This window comes from Serratia sp. Je.1.23.a, from assembly GCF_051129805.1.
GTDB lineage: Bacteria > Pseudomonadota > Gammaproteobacteria > Enterobacterales > Enterobacteriaceae > Serratia > Serratia liquefaciens.
Genome location: NZ_JBCPSR010000015.1, coordinates 1 through 15,511 on the forward strand (window position 1 = coordinate 1; position 15,511 = coordinate 15,511).

The window sequence follows — 15,511 nt, forward strand, 5'->3', positions numbered from 1 at the left end:
ATGGGGGTAAACGCCACCGATATTGGCAATGCGAATTGCACAATAATATTTATCCAGGATAACCACGTTATCACAGGAGACATTCGACCATTACTCGCCCCAGAGGACGCTACATTCACGCTCATAACAACAGCTCTCTAATAAACATTATCAACACCGCGGCCCAGTAAAAAACCCGCAATGTCTTTTAAAAAATAAAATACGTTAATCATCGCAACCAACAGCGGCGCGCATTTTAATTCCACCCAACCCAAACAACGCATCAACCAAAGATAAAAACACACACAAATCCAACCAAACCGTTACGGGCAGCCATGCACGTTAAACTAAAAAAACAGAAACCCACCGACACCCTTTTCGAGGGAGTCAAAAAAGAAAAAACCGGCACATGTCATTCTTCACTAGAAGGGGTATACGCACGCCAACGCGCAGGCTCACTTTCCCAAGGCGCCAATACTTCTTGTTTATTTTTATAAAAATGGACCTTTCCCTTACCGTTAATATCATGGCGATGGCGATACAGATAACGGAGCTCGGAGTTAGTGATGGAAGGGCCACCTGATTTATTAATGACGCGTTCGATATCTATGCCATCCAGTACGAAATGAATTTTATCCCTCCCACCAGAGCGGATAATCATCTCTAAGCCAGCTTTACTCCCTCGAGAAAAAAACTTACTCAAAGCGCGTCTAACCAAATGCTCTTCCTCACGCGGTTTAAACAAGTCCTTGCCGTAATCAGAAAACGTGTCGTGAAAACTGTAACGGTCATGTAATGCTAAGAAATCAAAATATTTCTTTGCCATGGGTAAGTTATTAAATGAATGAAAACACCCATTATGGAGATTAATCATGTCATCATACAAAGAGCCTCCAATCGATGTAATCTCGTCACGGTATTCTGAAATTAATTCTTTGCGATCGTCACTCCGCTCACCCTCAGGGCACTTAAGCATGTTCTTATACTCGTTCAAAAAAAGCGCCCCTCCATCCACTCGAGTAAATGCCCGATGGATTGCCGGCATATGGTCGGCACGTAAAATTGCGGCAAGATAGTCTGCCTGGCGAGATAATTTTGACCACATCCCTCGATAGCTATCGACCGCCTCCGTCAATCCAAAAATCATATCTCCCCGTGAAAAATCAAAGTTATTATAAAAAAAGCCTCCAACATTTCTTTCTGTGACATCTCGATGAGCTCCCAGAGAAGAAGAGGCCTCCCCTTCCTCTCCCTCATGCTCACTGACACCTTTTCGATGTCTCATTAATGAAGCCTTCATTATATAAACTCCATGCTATATCTCATTAACAACGGCAGCCCATGCCCACTTATTACACCCTGCCGTAGATTCACCGTCTTTGCTGGAATAGAAAGACAAGCAAAACCCTCACTAAATAAACCACCACAACACTTTTATTAACCCACCCGATAAAATAAAAAGGCATCTCGCATCAATCGGCGTCAGTTTTTCTTTGTGCAAATGGTTTTCCCCAACACGGCATTTGGCGGAAATAGAGTTAAACACCAAGAAGGACAATAAAAAGGTGGACATCGTAGATATTGAAAGCATTACACACATCAAATGAGACAAAGCCCCCCAGGACTTATCGGTTCCCGCCACGCATCTAAAAACACCGAGTCCAGTCAAACCCCCGATAAATATTCCGAAAAGATATCAAAACCAACAAAAAGAAGAAAAAAACAGCCACACCATTGAATAAACTGACAACTCAAGAAAAGCACGGTATTAAAGTGACACCATCGACCATCGCGATAAAGAAATAAAAGCAGATACAACGATAAAGAGTATACAACCACATGCTCTGTTATATCTTTTGACTCTCGAAACAACACCCTCTACATCTTCTTAATAGTGATTGGCTTACTGTATACTATCGACCCAGAAGTCCCGCCCTCTCCTTTCGGCTCTACCCATGCGCGAACATCGTAACCAACGTAGGTATCAAGAATCGTCCACGTGAGTGTGTCACTGGCAACAGTCCCCCATTCCTCATCTTTCTCAATGTAGTACTCAAAACGACAAAACGATTTCCCTTCTTTTCCGCCCTCCCACCTGAAGCTATAAGAACAAGCCAGTGTATTGCCCGGCATTGGCTGTCCACCGCCTTGTACTTCTACCTTCAACTCGCTGATACTGGGTAGCTCAAGCTCTGGGGGAGCCCCCTCATTTGCAGCCACTTTATACTTGCTCAAATACTTCCAGCTACCATCTTGTTGAAACAACCTTACATCAATTACATCCCCCGCTAATACCCTCCTTGAAAACGTAATAATATAGTACCCTCCCCCTTGATTAATAGTGACATAATTCCCCCCCCCCCCCTTTAGAAGGGTTCCAGAATAGGAGTCATTTTCGTAGAAACAGATCTTCTTTATGGGTAACTCTAAATAAGTCTCAGGAATACAAATTTTGACCTGACCTTGATATACACGAATATAGACGCCCCCAAGGATGGCATCGATATCCAGTGCCAGTTTTCCTTGCGTATCCAAATACAAGCCACCGAACGGTTGACACGTCAATTGCAACCCGTTAGCAACGTCAAATACCTCAGGGTCGAGGGACATTTCCACATGTCCTTCCTTGTCAGTCTTGAGTCCTTTTGTCTCATCAAGTGTGATTGAAACATCAGTTCCTACCTTCAGGGGGCCGCTCGTGACAACCGCCATCCCATCCTTATCAACCTTAACGCCTGCCGCCGCCTTAATACCCACCCCATCCTTGGCCAAAACCAGCCCACCGTCAGCAGCAAGTTTCAGTGCTACCCCGTCCTTTGCCACCGCCATGCCATTCCCTGCCTTAACATGCCATGGGGTTACACTACCAACATCAACAACTCCGCTTTCCGTTGACGGATCTCCGCCAGCCATCCCTTCGCCAGGTTTGAATGACAATGACGCCACATCAATGAGCCGAGAAAAACTTTCCTCACTCGGCACCTTCCAGGCTTTGAAGCACTCTCTCAACAGAGGCAAATTGACTTTTCCATCACCCTGAAGGCTTACCTCACTGACAGGTAACTCTCCTGTAATCAGTGACATTTTGTCTTCTGGGTAAAAGGGGACAACGGTGGACACCCCCTCCAATTTCACGTTGTCCACAGCAACCTCCAACGTCAGCGTTGGCAAAACAGCAACCTCCCTGGCGGTTATCGTTACCGTATAGGTGTCCCCCACCCGTGTGACAGTGCTGACATCAACGCTGTTTTCTGGAAGACACGTGAAAGAAACTTCCCGGTCCGTTAGGACTCGCCCCTTCGCATTCACAAGACGCAGAGCCACCACAGCCCGAGCCATCCCATCAGCCGACCGTTCGGCAGGCGAGACGGTCAATGAAGAGGCGTTTACATCAGGAGTCAGACGCGTTGCCATATACGGTTATTCCTTATAATGAGTTAATGGGCAGGGTGGTAAAACGACAAGTTTTCAAGTACCGTCTTCACAGACGGGCTCGGCAGGGTCCCTTAATCCGCTTAAGCTATAGCGACCCCACAAAGTGAGCCATCGCTCGTTACACGCTTCCCAGTGAAACCTGGACCACAGCACGATTTACCCAATATGCGCCATGAAATGCAGCGTACAATCGCTTTCAGCGGTGGTCGAAACCCGTGTTATCAATCTCATTGTCAACAGGCTGCTTTCGTCACTTGCTGCAAACAGCCAGAATCACTCTCGCGGTAATTTTGGCACCAAGTCCCTCAGGCCACAGCCGAGACAGTCTTCCGATAAACATCATGCTGATGTCCGGGGCAAAGTAATGAACGTATTCGTAACGTCAGATAACGAACGTCATACAACCCAGTTAACACGAACTGGTGCCGATAACCACGGCAACATTACGTTTGTCAGCGGCCACGGTAACTGGCTCAGCAAGACATCAGGCGCATCCGGCTCTATTGTCAACGACATTGGCTCGTCAACAAGCGTTCCCGTACGCTGCAGGAAAAAACTTCGTATATCACCGCCACTACAGCGATCCAGCAGCGGCACCGTTATAAGCGCTCTGCCCAACCAGTCATCCAGCTCGGCCTGACGCAGGAGTGAGGGCGAAACAGCATCAAACGGCACGTCCGGGTCAATGCCACACAATAATCGGGTACAGGGCGTCCGCCATTCCGCCAACGGCGCTTCACCCCAGGTTAGCCAATCCAGACACGCCACCGCATGCCAGCGCGACTCGTCGTCGACAAAACGCCCCTCCTCAAGCCAGCCAAACTGATCAAATAAACTCGGCAACAAGGGCCAGAGCACCACAACGCCCGCCCCCGCCACGATCCGGGGCTCATCAGACTCAGTGATCCGCCTTGCCGCTGGCAGGGGCATAGAACGTTCCGTACCGGCAACCGCCACACGCTCGGTTGAGCGCACATCCGGCGTCAGGGCAAGCGGACGTGGTGTCGGCATCAACAATGGCTCACAGGTAGCCTGCAGTTGGCGCCGGACTGACGCCGACACCCCTGACAAATATGTTGCCGGCGGCCGGCTATCCGGCGTAGCGCCACACAACCATCCCATCAAGGGACCTTGCAAATCGTCCGGCATCCCCCCGTCAAACAGCGCAACCAGCCAGGCCTCAAATGTCCGGATGTTAGGCGGTTCTCTCCCCATCGACGGCACATTCTCTCCTACGGCCGATGTCCCTGTCGTCACCACAGCAAACCCAGCCACAGGGTCAACTCCTGTATCCCCAAAAAACGGCACAGGCGCTGACGAGACAACAGGCCTTGTTGGCAACGCCCACACGTAGTCACTCGCCACCGGATGGTGACGCAACGCAAGCAGTGCCGCCAGCGGTAACATCCATACCGCATCGGATGACGGCATAGACGGCAAGCGACGCGACGTCAGCAACCAAGCCGACACATGACTCAAGACCTGGCCCGGCCAGCTCGTTATCAGCCGTTGACGTGCACGCGGTTGCAAGAGTCGCACGGCCAATGCGATCCGCGGCGAAAGACGCCTCCCGCCTTCCTGCACCGTTGTCGCCGAGTCAAGACTCTCACGTAGCCAAACATCACGCCCCGCCTGAAATAGCCACGGGCGAGCATCCATCACCACGCCAGTATCCAGATAATGCAACAGTTGAGTGAATGACGCCGGCAGCATCGCACCCTCTCCCTGGCTCCCGTCTTTCTCGGTTGCGATTTTGGCTGCGGTGGTCAACCCTTCCACTGCGCCATGTTGCCAGGCTGCCTGTCGCATTGACGCCCCGGGGACCTGTCGCACCGGCGCTGGCAAGGCAAACAGCTGTTCTTTCAATTGGCTAAGGATGCGTGCCTGCATGATTGATTCAAACTGGGACAAGGGGACCTCTCCCACATTCACCGTCAAGCGCTCAATCGTTCGCGTCTCACCCTCCGCACAATCGGCGAACAGCACACGCAACTCTGGCATCAGTTCATCCCTGAACCAAAGGCTGCAGCGTGCTTGAATGGCCTCAGCGTACCGCTCCTGCGTATGCAACCGGAACCGCAATCGCGCCAAGATGACTTTTCGCATTTTTTCTCCACCCACGCCCACCACACTGCACAGAGGAACATCAGAACTTCATGCCCGCGTCGCGTACATAAACCACCGCCTCTTGTTGAAGCAACCTATCACGCTCAACATCGCCTTGCTCTTTCTGGAGCCGTTCTTCAATAATTTGACTCTTGCTCTGCGACGTGACCTGGGCAAACCCTATCCCCCCTCGGCCATCGACTGGGCGTTCGCCTATCCCCAACAGACGCAACAATTCGTACGACTGATCGCCAACAGGCCGCCCCCCCTCCTGCCACGTCCGATATGTTTTTGCAAAATTATCAAAGTTGCTTTCATTCAACCAATGAACCTGTAAATTGAGATGACTCGGCATCTCTTCACGGGCAATTTTCGTGATCCACCTGTCCAGTTCTTCCGGTGTCTGGCTGCCTTCCAACCATGAACGATCCAATACCAGACTCAGGGTGAATGCAAAACTCTCGCGTGTGCAAAGCACCGACCAGGCATAGGGGTGCTGCGCATCCTGTATCTCCAACCAGTTCGGGGGCGATGGTTTTAGAGCGTAAATACCTTCTTTGTTCACAGGGACCACTGTTGGAGTGCCCTCCGGGTCCTGAATTCCCTCTTTTTTCAGGGTGCCAATCCACTTGACCGTCACCGCCCCCTTTAGTGGGTCGGCCTTCACCACTTCAACCACAACATCCGGTTTTTTAGCAGCACCATGGCCAACCAAATCATTCTTGGTTGGCCAGATCATCCAGCGTGCTTTGGGACGCAGAACAAAACGGGTCTTCTCAACCAACTCAATCGGAAAAGAAGGAGAGACATTCAGTACCACTTCTTTCTGCTCCCGTTTAGTTTCTTTCGGGAGGGAAAGGTCATAAACCACCCGCTTCAACCAAACCTGCGACATTTGCCACTTCCAGTGAACACCCTTTTGCATCAGCATAGGCATGCTCGATCGCAACCGAGCATGTTGCGCTAACTTAATGGAAACCGAGTTCCCCTTCACCATATGGACCACAAGAGAAGACAGCTGCAGGTCCGGTTTCTCCGCTCGCTGCAATTCAATCAGCATGCCCCGCGCCAAAGCGTCAGTCACTCCGTGCAACGTCAATGTCAACACCTCACCAACGTGCTCAAAAGATGCCACGGTTTGCTTTTTCGGCCAGGGCGTAGAGAAGCTCTCTGGCTTTGGAGCAATGGGCAGCAACTCCTGATGCTCTATCACGTAAAACGGCAGTGGTTTGTCAGGGAAGCCCCCTTCTCTTTGCAGGTCTTCGTCAAATAGCCTCTCCCCGATGCCCAATCGGGCGGCTATCTTGCGTTGTAACGCCGACACTTTGCTGATACTGATGGCAGCGCGCTCATAGGCTAAACGCGTCACCTGCCGCAGGGCCCCCTGCTGCACAGGTAAAAATTCCGACGCATCCTTCTTGTTCAGGTTCAACCCACGCGAAGCGCGTTGTTCACCAAAGTAACCCAGCAAGTGATCCAGAATGGTCAGTTCCTTTTCGACATCCTTCGATTGCGTCGACACAATCTGTTGAATATCTGCCAGAACCGTTGAATCAAACACCTTCTGCGTCTGCTCACGGGCCAGGGCGTCATCCTGACGACTCGGCCAGTCCGCGCCCCCCCATACAGAAGCATTGGGATCTCGTCCATCGAACGCCAGTAATCGCGGCAATTTTTTCAGCTGATCGGCACTGTTGGCCAACCACTGCTCAAAGGGACGCAAAAACTGCAATAAACGCCCAGCATCTTTGTCGTCGGCTACTCTGTCCGCAGCCTGCAGCAAGCCATATACCGGCGGTAAACTCGCCCCCACCGTGCGATAGAATCCCGGATTGCGTGTCCGTCCATTGGGGATCTTGCGGGCAGGATCCACGTCGGCTCGGTACGCCACATCATTCAACCGCTGATACTCCTTGACCACCGAATCGATGTCCCATAACGAATTCGAAACCCGTTGACCATTCCTGTAAAGTTCAATCATCTGGCTGAATTCGGACTCCAGCGAACCGTCGTCCTTGAACCACAGTTGCGTTTGTTGACCAGCGGCAATCACTATAGAGGTAATTTCTGCGCGCTTCTCTTTCCAATTGTTGACCGCACGGATCCCCGGCACCCGACTTACAACCGCAACCGACAGAGCATGGACTTTTACCTCTTTCGTAAAAGTCTCACCAGACATTACCCGCTCAGGGGGAAGATGGGGGATCCAGCCATGAGTCAGTCGAGGACCAGTATAAATTTGCTCGGCGCTCTCGCCCTGCATCAACAGTGCCTCAGCCCGTTTACGTTCCGGTGCCGGCAACAAGACCTGATTCATTGCAAAAATAGCCTGGGCAACGGCCTTCGCTATGGCATCCCCATTCAACAACTGATCGTCTTCCAACACCAATTGAAAAGAGGGCTTTTGCACTGTGACGGGAACAACACACGGCGAGGTTATTTCCCATTCACACAGGTTGCGATGATGTTTCAGGAAATGCTGCAAGGCCTGACAAGCCGCCGCCGGAGACATTCCTGGTGTCCGTGTGACCCATAACTGATAGCGCCCGGCGACATGATAGAGACGCTCACTGCCAGCTAGTGGTGCCGATGAAGCAAAACGAAAGGTGTACTTATCTGGGTCATTGACATATCCATAACTTTGCTCATGCGGCAATAGCGCTATCTGCACATCGCGAAAACAAAAACGATTTTCTAACGTCTTATCGTCCTTCTTCTCATCACCTTTCGCCAACGGCACCAAATCCAGGATCGCCCGACGATAATCCTCCATAGTCACCGGACTGCTTGTCAGCGCCCATTCCGGCCCAAACTCAGGAGCGAAGAGGTTACCCTTATGATCCAAAGAAATCGCAGGGTCACGCTTGTCATCGTTTTTTTCAGTCAATAAATCTTGCAGGGGCAAGGTGTGGCGATAGCTGATATCCGATACGCCATAGGCCAGTGCCTGCAGCAACGTCACCCCAGGATCGCCCTCCCCCCGCGCACTCCAGAATTGCTCCGCATACAGTGCCAACGCGCTTTGCGTGGTCGCCCAAAGCGTGTCAAAGTGGATTTGCTCCTGCACCGCCTCACTCACTGGGGTCACCGCTGCCGATACGGCCTTGGAATTTTCTGCCATGGTTTTTGTCTCTCTATTTGCTCAATCTGCAGGTGTCATACGAACGCCCCAGCGCAATGCACGTTCCGCTGCGAGCGTTTACGTCTTACTCAATACTCGCATCGCTAATCCACCCTCAACGCTCACAATGCAGAACGAGACATTCCCCTGTAATGTCTTCGTACCCACCGTGAGGGTTGCCCCAATACGAAATATACCGCAGGCATCGAGAGGCGCATGGACCCTGAAATATCGCCTTCTGCTGTTGTCATCCGGTACGTATCCCCGCGGATCCGCATATTGTCCTTGATCTTCTTTAGCGTTAGCGTTGTATTCCTGCCTCTCTTTTTCAGACAAACTCGTCACCATCGTGTCCGGCAACCGCAATCCCGTATCCCGGTCAATCAGATAAACATCCGCATGGGACACCTCAATCGGCTTATGTGAAACACCATGCTCCTGGTCATGGATTGGCATCATCAATTGCACGATAGCTTCTTCGCCTCTTTTCAACCAACATTCGCCAAATCGCTCGCGTTTCGGGTTCTCCCAAGCAAGCGTCAGACCGGTATATTCAAGAGGAATGCACGACAGAACCGCAATCTGCTCCGCCAACAGCGTGGGCGCTTTCTGATTGTCACCATTGAGGTAAACATGCTTGATCACCGTCACCTCAGGCAACTGACGCAAAATATCGTGGACCGCCCCATGCGTTACCGGGCGCCCAATGACCGACAGCGCGTTATCGACAGGGTACATCCAGGGTAAAAAGGCGGCCTCCAATGCGGCCTGCACCCGCTGATTGCCCGTCGAAAGACTGATCCCCTGGGCATAAGTGACATCCCAACTGACACTTACGGGAATATACTGGGGATTGACACACGACAACTTCAACCAAGGCGAGCTAACGGCCTTCAACCGCATTGCCATGTCGTCCAAATGTAGCTGACTCAATCCAGGTCGACAGGGATCTGTGCTATCACTCAATGCCAACGTTGGCATCACCACAATCGTTTGTGACAATGAGCCATTTACCTCTGGCTTCGGGGACGGTAGAACCGCCAACTCCCGTAGCCCGTCATACCAGGTCTGCAACAACATCATCAGGTCGAGATTGTTCAGTCCCCGTTCGCGATGACGCAGCCGTCGCGCTACACGCGCCTCAAATGCAGTATGCGTTTCGGCAGCACAACCACCAAAAGAGCGCCAACGCTGGGTGACAGATTGCACTGTGTCCGGCATATCCAGCCCCTGCGTGATGCTCCCCGCCGACAAGCCGGCCGCAAAATGGGCATCGGCCACCCGGGTCTCATCTTGCAATCGGGCCAAACCAGCATTGGTCGCAATCCCGGTCAACCAAGGGGCTGTTGGAAGCGCAACCAAATCCCGATCCGGCTTTAACAATTCAGACACTCGTCCCCGGATCCACATCCGCCCCGCAGGCAGACAGGTCGATGCTCGACAAACATCTCCCGGCCAGTCGGCCGACAGTATTCCACTTGATTGCCATCCGTCAGTGGCATCGTTTACCGACAGTCGCATCCAACGCTCACCGACAGCCAGGTACTGCCATTTCAACACGAATGCACCGGGACTTTTCAGTTGCCAGTGCAGCGTCAACAGCTGCCCAGCCTCAATCCCCTCCAGGCCGAGATACACGTCAGCGTGGGGCGGCACCTCTTTCGCCATCTCCTGCCGAGGTAACCCAAACGGCAAGATGACGCGCTGATCAACCTGTGCGTCCGTCGCCTGGTAATCAATCCGCATGCCAGCCCATTGCGGCGTATACGGAGGATGCCGCTGCGCTTTCGGCACCGTGACCGGCACCGGTGTGACAAAGGTCACTCTCTCCTCCTTCATTGCGGGCATTGAGATCTTCTTGCCATCCGCACCGGCCACCTCGACCATCTCATACACCCAGTGACCATCTTGTTGCTTCATGGCCGGAACCTGTTGCACATGCGCCTGTTCCGTCTGAAATCTCACGATTTGCAGCGGTGCCGCCTCATGTGCGTCATATTCATCGTGAAGAAATAATGAGGTTTTCAGTTGCAACCGCAGATACCATGGCCAGCAAGCCGGATCCTCATCATCTGGCACTGTTGACGTTGGGGTAGCGGAAGGCACGTTTTTCAGTGACATTGTCAGTGGCTGCCCCTCAGGCTTCTCGCTGCCACCAAATAACGACAACGACTGCCCCTCAGAGGGAGGCTTCCCCGCGTGTATCAACACGCCGTCAACGGAGAAATAGTCATTTTTAGGTTGATTCATTCGACCAACCGACGGATATCCGTTATCAGCCATAATTTGTGCGGCGATCTCTTCCCCATTGGTAACACGGCTGGCCAGCGTATCTTTCTTATGCGCGTTGAGGCTATCTGGTACCTTTCCCTTCACAGGATCACGCGTCACATTCAAGTCTTGATCGAGCAACAACCAATGCGGTTTGGCTTGCGTAGCATCGGGGCCGTACCATTCCGAAAACGATGTCGTGGGCAACCCTGTCCAGGTCGGTGTACACGTCACCTGCGTTAATTTAGGCCCCAACAGCCACCACTCCGGCGACATCAGATTAACACCACTGCCGGCCTTTGCTCTTTCGCCAAAGGGTAACCCACCTTCCGATAACACCGTTCCATCATCGCGGGCACAGAGCACACCCACCGCTCCTTGCACCTTCACCGTAAGATTTTTGACTCTGGGAACATCCTCCCCCTCGGCACTCAACAATCGCAGCAACGGCAACGTCGAGACCAGTCCATCCAACGTCGTCACCGCGGTTGGAATACCGCCGTTCGACGGCAATGTCATTGACCACCATTTCCGTGAAGTCCCCTGCACGCAGGGCAATACCACCCAGGTCTCTGCCATACTTATCGCCGCGCATAACGGAGACTCACCCGGTAAATCTTCCTGTAGCTCCACGATCCAAGTTCGCTCTCCCCCTGCAACGCTCAAGACTGATGACTCGACGATCCGTCCATGCTCAACAACGCGATCCGCATCCGCTCTGGGCTGCTCTCCGGGCCGAACAGGAGAGGCGCCAAACAGACGCACGCCCTCCACGGGCCAAGGTTGCTCTGCGCTCTCATCAAATACGACCCGCGCCCGACAGCCTCCCGGCGTACACGCATCGGCGACGACCCAGCGCAGATCCGTGACCCGTGCCATATTCACCGTAAGAGGTTGCATCAGCGCATACTGCAGCGTATTGCCTGCGCTATCTTGCCCCGCCTCCAACCGCAATCCGGCGGGCAAAACCTGCTCCCGAACGCCATCGGCCAACGTAAAATTCACCGTCACCTGATCGGGCTTCGCCTGACGGGCTTCAAGTGCCAGCATCTGTTGGTAGTACATTGAGCGGTGTTGCGCCGGAAATTGATTAAACAAGCCCCGAGGCGTTTCCAGCATGCCCAACAAGCTCAGCAAGAAAGCGCGCTCTGGAGGCAACTGCCCATCAGCCAGCTCCGGGTTCTCGTACAATTGCACTAACCGCTCACGCTCGAATGCCCAGGCAACCTCTCCAGCCTGATGCCATGGAGCCGTGGGCGACGCATCCTTCGCCCACGTCCCTGCTGCATACCCAAAAATCACCTGTGCCCAGTTTGCCGGTGGCCAACCATCGCTATCGCCATCCAAGCAGACAACGTCGGTATAAGGCAAGCGCTGGCAGTACTCTCGAAAAGCATCCAGTCGAGCTCCAATCGAACGGTCATCCAGTTCGAATGCCTGCGTGTTATGTGTCGCCATCATCCCTGCCGACTTTTTTGCGTCATCAGTCATTGCCGTTCCTCATTGCACCGTCAGTTCGCTATTACTTTGAGCTGTGTCACCATGAACTGCCCCCGCCCCGGTGTTGGTACCCCAACCGTTGGGTCCGGTACCCCCGAACTCGGATCCGTAGCTGGTGCGGTGGGAATAAATACCGCCTGACACTCACTGCCCTTGATCAGCACCGGCGTGCCACTCAAGACCTTGTGAGCCACCTGATCCGGCCCCGCCACCACCAGTTGGATCATGCCCACGCCCGGTACCGAAAAATTCCCTGCCATATAGGGAATACCCGGTACCACCACCTTCGCCAAATCCCCGATCACACACCCCGGTTTACCGTTCACCATGAACTGTCCCGTTCCCGCCAGAACCGCCTGTGCAGGCGCCAGCAACGTTCTGTTACCAAAGCTCGGTTGGAATATCACCACATCACCGGTTGCCACTACGAGAGCGCCCACGTGGTACCTCCATCCGCGCCTTCCAGTCTCTGCATCTGGCCCGAGACTTGTCGGGGTTGTCCTGCGAGGCAATATCTCACCGTGATGCGCAATGAGCCCCACTGACGTCCCACCTCCTGCAGTTCAATGGTCACATCTTCCGCCCGGGGTTCATGACGTGCCACACTCTCAGCAATCCGGTTGCGCAAGGCAGCCAACGTGCCTTCGGAGAGGTTGGCGAACATGAAGGAATGCATATCACAACCATAGGCCGGACGCATGATCCGCTCCCCAGGCTGAGTCTGAAACAGGAGAGCCAGGCTTTGTGCCACGTTATCCGCATCTGTCGACATGGCGACCGAACTCTTCACACTCGGCGACATATCCAGGTGGAAACGCAACGGAAATTGCCAGCCGCATCCGTATAAACGGGTCAATTTATCGCTTTGTTCATTCATTGCTATCCCCTGTGTAGCTCATTCACCCCAGATTGACCAAACTGCCCTTCACATTCGTGATCCCTGAAGCACCCACATCCGTTATTTCGCCAGCGACCTTAACATGGGGGGCAGTCATACTGGCCTCCGCCCCCCCGTCAATGCTTACTGTCGGGGCGGAGAGCGACACCTTGGCCTGACCGGTCAAACCGACTTCCGCCCCAGTCACCGTCACCGCCTCATTCCCCTTGACGCGCACACTCATCTGTCCCGTCACCTGGACCTGCCCGGCTGACAAGTCAGCCTTTTCCGGTGACAATGCCAATTTTCCTTCTGCACTGGCCATTTTCACACTCACTTTACCCAGCCCCGTCAGATTCTCCTTCGCATCCAGCTTCACATTCCTGTCACTGTCGACCACCACCCCCTGCCGTCCCGTCAGCGCCATTGTCGACTCGGCAACCACCGTCACCTTCTGTTTAGCTTTCACGGTCACAGAGCCTGCTTTCACCTCTGTGGTGAAATCCCCTTCCAAGCTCGACGTTGTGATACCCGCCTGGGTGTCGATCACCATCTGTTGTTCCGGCTTTTCATCTGCTCCCAGCGCTAACGTCGCGGTTGACTTATCACGGTCAAAACTCAGTTCAATACGCTGACCGTGGTGTCGCAGCAGCACCCCTTTTTTCGCATTCTTCTCATCAGGATCAATAGCCGCCGGCCGTTTCGGATTATGCAAGGCATTCAGGATCACCGGCCCGGAACCGTCAAACCCCAGCACAACCTCATCACCGACTTCAGGGTAAAAGGTCACGCCACTGTCCTTGCTGGCATAAACGTGCCCCATCCGCGCCCAGAGGACTTCTGCACCCAACACCGGCACTTTCACTGGCACCCGATTCCAGGTTTTTCCACGAGGATCCTTCTGATAGGGCGCCACCTGCCCGATAACCAGGCCCGAGGGGAGCGGCAACGATGATGCCATCGACGCGTCATCCAGCCCAACGGCCACCACGGTTCTGCCAGCACGGTTGTTCACATCACACCCGTGTTCAATCTGGGTCACGATCCCTTCCCCATCTAGGTGCTCCCCAAACCCTTTCAGTGATACTGTATCTCCCACCTGACACGCGACTGTGCAGGGTAATGTCAAACGAACCCTGACCGCCTGCGCCTGTTGCGCAAGCAGCCAGGCATCGACGGCTGCCTGCTGCAACGGACCGGGCCACTTTCCCATGAGTATCGCGTCACCGTCCGCCCCGAGCGGTGTCACCGACGAAGGGGCCAGCCCCCCGTCACCCAGCACCACCGGCGTTGCCCTCATTGTCACCACTGCCTGTTCGCTCATATCCCAACTGCGCATCGTCAGTTTTCGCGGTTGAATCAACCCCGAGTAATGCCATTCGGCCTCCAATGGCATAAACTCCCCTGCGCCAGGTTTGGCCGATATCATGTGCGTCTTTCCCCCCAAACGAGGGCGATGGATCGCCACGTTGCCCTCAGCCAAGGGCCACAACCAGGCACCGTGCATCCCCAGTATCGCGCGCAAGAAATGCCAGTCCGAGCAGTTCCACTGAAACCGCTGTTCAACCTCAGTGCCAACCAACTGGATAGCGCCCCTCACTTGGATCTGATGGGCCTGCAATATCTCACGGAGCAGCGTCTCATCCTTCTGGGCCTTCCAAATCCGGCAGTGAGGCGTCGCCTTCAATATCTGCAAACGGTGTTTCAGCTGTATTCTGACCTTTATTCCTGCGGCATCCGACGTCACCTTGACGGCGCCCACTATGCCGTCAAACACCGTCGAACCTGACATTTTCAACACCCCTGAGCTCCCGACAGAACACAAGCGCATCACCTGATCCAGCGTTACATACCCTCCCGGCGGGGCCTGCGGAATACTCAAAACCAACGTCGCCGAAGGGAGCTCATTGACCGCGTGGCGAGTCTGTGCCTCAGCCACAAAAACGGACGGTAACGTTGACGTTAACGCTTGTCCCCCCATCAACACATCCACGGCGACAGGGGCTTGCGCCACCACGCCTCCCGAGGCATCCTGACGATGGTGGGGAGCGCTCTCATTTCGCATTAACGCATTGCCTACTTTGCTCGACCATCCGGCCTCAGGCTTCGCCAGCAAGGCACTAACCCCTACAACGACCTCAGCCAGCTCCGTGCCCCCAACCGACTCCGTCAACTCTTTTCCCATTTGGATCACATGGTCAATGCGGTCTTTGAATGACATC

General features: G+C 53.7%; 8 protein-coding genes. All 8 read right to left on the reverse strand.

Going from position 1 to position 15,511, the window contains the following annotated elements; translation table 11 throughout:
- Positions 1 to 391: 391 nt before the first annotated feature.
- The 8 genes from AAZT04_RS25680 to AAZT04_RS25715 all read right to left on the reverse strand — a co-directional run bounded on the left by AAZT04_RS25680 (position 392) and on the right by AAZT04_RS25715 (position 15,510).
- Positions 392 to 1,279, reverse strand: a complete 888-nt coding sequence (locus tag AAZT04_RS25680; RefSeq protein WP_129984139.1) for a hypothetical protein — start codon at positions 1,277 to 1,279, stop codon at positions 392 to 394.
- Positions 1,280 to 1,857: 578 nt separating this feature from the next.
- Entirely contained in the window at positions 1,858 to 3,393 is a 1,536-nt protein-coding gene (locus AAZT04_RS25685; RefSeq protein ID WP_434682316.1) for an Ig-like domain-containing protein, read from the reverse strand.
- A gap of 417 nt (positions 3,394 to 3,810) precedes the next feature.
- Positions 3,811 to 5,520, reverse strand: a complete 1,710-nt coding sequence (locus AAZT04_RS25690; RefSeq protein WP_434682317.1) for a contractile injection system tape measure protein — start codon at positions 5,518 to 5,520, stop codon at positions 3,811 to 3,813.
- 40 nt (positions 5,521 to 5,560) lie between these two features.
- On the reverse strand, positions 5,561 to 8,641 hold the full coding sequence (locus tag AAZT04_RS25695; RefSeq protein WP_434682318.1) for a hypothetical protein: 3,081 nt from the start codon (positions 8,639 to 8,641) through the stop codon (positions 5,561 to 5,563).
- 78 nt (positions 8,642 to 8,719) lie between these two features.
- Positions 8,720 to 12,403, reverse strand: coding sequence for a hypothetical protein (locus tag AAZT04_RS25700; protein WP_129984143.1), 3,684 nt, complete (start codon positions 12,401 to 12,403; stop codon positions 8,720 to 8,722).
- A gap of 20 nt (positions 12,404 to 12,423) precedes the next feature.
- Positions 12,424 to 12,852, reverse strand: coding sequence for a hypothetical protein (locus AAZT04_RS25705; protein WP_129984144.1), 429 nt, complete (start codon positions 12,850 to 12,852; stop codon positions 12,424 to 12,426).
- Entirely contained in the window at positions 12,837 to 13,289 is a 453-nt protein-coding gene (locus tag AAZT04_RS25710) for a GPW/gp25 family protein (protein WP_129984145.1), read from the reverse strand. Before AAZT04_RS25710 ends, AAZT04_RS25705 begins: the two co-directional genes overlap by 16 nt.
- Positions 13,290 to 13,311: 22 nt before the next feature.
- Positions 13,312 to 15,510 (reverse strand): contractile injection system protein, VgrG/Pvc8 family, encoded by a 2,199-nt coding sequence (locus AAZT04_RS25715; RefSeq protein ID WP_434682320.1) that lies wholly within the window; start codon positions 15,508 to 15,510, stop codon positions 13,312 to 13,314.
- Position 15,511 lies beyond the last annotated feature (1 nt).